1 protein-coding gene is annotated in these 1,420 nt (G+C 69.2%); it reads left to right on the top strand.

Annotated features, from left to right (window positions below):
• Nucleotides 1–273 precede the first annotated feature (273 nt).
• Nucleotides 274–1,098 carry an ABC transporter permease gene (locus Aph01nite_RS40885; RefSeq protein WP_239162360.1) on the top strand — a complete coding sequence of 275 codons (825 nt, stop codon included), beginning with the start codon at nt 274–276 and terminating at the stop codon, nt 1,096–1,098.
• The last annotated feature ends 322 nt before the right edge of the window (nt 1,099–1,420 follow it).

Below are 1,420 nucleotides of genomic sequence, written 5' to 3'. Positions count from 1 at the left end.
GGATTCGAGAGGCTGGCAAGTGAGGGAGCCCCTGGATCCGCCGGATTCGGTGGAAGGGCGGACGACAGCTCGAGGAGCCTCATGGATGCGGAGCGGCGAATGGAGCACGTGGCACTGGGCGTTCTCGCGTCTGAAGGGCGAACGGAGGACACCGCGACTGGCGTTGTGCTCGGCGAGCGGATGGAGGACGCTGCGGCGGGCTTCGTAACCGAAGGGCGGGTGAATGGCGGTGAGGCGGGCCATTTGTCGGCTGCGCGGGTCGATGATGGCCTGATGGGTTCTCGGGTGTCTGGGGGGCGGGCGGCGCTGCGGTTGCTCGGGTCGGAGGTCGGACTGACCTTCCGGAGGCCGCGGAACCTGGCGTTGCTGGCGGTGCTCGCGATCGTGCCGGTGCTGATCGGGCTGGGGATCCGGGTGGCCGGGGGTGACGCCGGGCCCATCGGGCAGGTGGCGGGGAACGGGCTGGTGCTTACGTTCGCGGCGTTCTTCCTGATGCTGCCCCTGGTGCTGCCGCTGGCGGTCGGGGTGGTCGCGGGGGACTCGATCGCGGGAGAGGCGAGTCTGGGGACGCTCCGCTATCTGCTCACGGCGCCCGCCGGTCGCACGCGGCTGCTGGCGCTGAAATACGTGAACATCGTCGTGTTCGCGGTCGTGGCCTGCCTGCTGGTGGCCGTGTCCGCGCTGGTCACGGGGCTGGTGTTGTTCCCGGTCGGGCCGGTGACGCTGCTCTCTGGAACTACCATCCCGCTCGCCGAAGGACTGCTGCGGATCGGTCTTGTGGCGCTGTACGCGGCTGCGGGCATGGCGGCCCTGGGGGCGCTCGCGCTGGCGATCTCCACCCTGACCGAGGCCCCCATCGGAGCCATCGCGGCCACCCTGGTGCTGGTCGTCGTGGCGCAGGTGCTCGAGGCGATTCCGCAGCTCGCGGTGATCGAGCCCTACCTGCTGACGTCGTGGTGGAGCGGGTTCGACGGCGCTCTGCGCGATCCGATCGCCACCGATCACATGGCGCAGGGGTTGTTGGTCTTCGGGGCGTACATCCTGGTGTTCGGCTCGATCGCCTGGGCGCGGTTCACCAGCCGTGACGTCACCGCCTGAACCAGCCGACTCAGAAAGCCTGACGGAATGACCCCAGGCTCCGGCCTCTCGCCGATATCCGGCGCCGTTAACGCAGGTGACGCTGCTCGCCGCACCGGCGCCAAGAAGCGACCGGCTTCATTCTGTCAGGGTCATTAGACAGTCCGGCGATCAGCTGACGGGCTGACCTGGCCGATCGGCTGGACAAGTCGCCCGACGGGTCGATCGGACGAGGAAGCTCCACAAAGAAGCTGCTCAAAGGTCGGCCGGCTCACCGGTCAGCAACCAGTCGATGGGGCCCTGACCGACCGGCCGTGGCCGCGCGGGGAGCGCGGCCACGGCC

The sequence above is a fragment of the Acrocarpospora phusangensis genome, assembly GCF_016862995.1.
GTDB lineage: Bacteria > Actinomycetota > Actinomycetes > Streptosporangiales > Streptosporangiaceae > Acrocarpospora > Acrocarpospora phusangensis.
This window is presented reverse-complemented; position numbering and strand designations above follow the sequence as displayed.

Coding starts and splice junctions, on each gene's coding strand:
- Aph01nite_RS40885 (WP_239162360.1), top strand. CDS start 274: ATGGGTTCTCGGGTGTCTGGGGGGCGGGCGGCGCTGCGGTTGCTCGGG.